General features: G+C 44.4%; 1 protein-coding gene. It reads right to left on the bottom strand.

Annotation, left to right across the window (positions count from 1 at the left end; all coding sequences use genetic code 11):
* Nucleotides 1-111 precede the first annotated feature (111 nt).
* A partial coding sequence (locus H1S06_RS00245; protein ID WP_220183699.1) for a hypothetical protein occupies nt 112-971 on the bottom strand: 860 nt, incomplete at its 5' end.

Genomic DNA, 971 nt, shown 5'->3' with positions numbered 1-971 from the left:
GGTATAGTGCTGATATTTTTTCCTGGCCATCTTGCACCTCCTCGTCAGGGGTAAACCTAACTATAGAAGGTGTCTACTGTTCGTGGGTAACTCGGTCACATAACGCCGCATTCAGCGGCTTGTCCGCTGCAATGCCTTGTTAACCCTTGGTTGTTCAATGCTTGCTACTGGATAGTGTACAATATCTTCTTCCCTAGCCACTAACTTGTAACGCTCGACGAAATGGGGAATTTCTCTATCCTGCGGCCAGTATGTCTCTTTAATTGAAATTGCAAAAAAACCAGCGTCTTCTTCACTTAATGAGCTACATATATTTCGCACTGATGTTCTTATCTTTGATAACTCTTTATTAAGATCAGACTTGGATATTTTTGGTTTTGATTCAAGACGATCTATTGCAAGCAGCACACGACGAATTTTATCGGGATCACAGTGCATTTTCTTCTTTTCAATGATGTCCGCCTCACTCATTCCATTTTTTACTATTTCACTAGTAACCAAATTCATCAATGATTTGGCATCTTTGATCATGTAATCAATACCAGAACGGAATGAACCATATTGACCAATGCCAATGTACAGAGCGCCAACAACTGCTAGAGTGACCTTGAGACTCCCTTCTTGAAGTCGCACATAGATCTTTGTATGTTGATCAAATATGAGGTTCGCGTACTTTGATGTTAATTCTTCAAGGTACTGCTCCGCCTCCTTAAGAGGCACCTCCTCAAAGTCTAAGTCAAAATGAAAATCCAATCCCGCGAGTAATGCCACAATCTCTCCTTGAGGGTTAACGCCGATGTTAAGCGGCCGGTTTGGAAGCGCACCGCGCTGGAAAACCGGTCCGGTGGAGGCCGTCAGGCCGGAACGTACTTGAACGACTTGTATGGATAATTCTCTGCGTTTTCCGGGTAAATTGGGACCCACCCTCAACGGCCATTGAGGGCCTTCATGCAGCAGCTCGATGATTGGCC

Origin of the sequence: Marinobacterium marinum, from assembly GCF_013868415.1 — a bacterium.
Lineage (GTDB): Bacteria > Pseudomonadota > Gammaproteobacteria > Pseudomonadales > Balneatricaceae > Marinobacterium > Marinobacterium marinum.
This window is presented reverse-complemented; position numbering and strand designations above follow the sequence as displayed.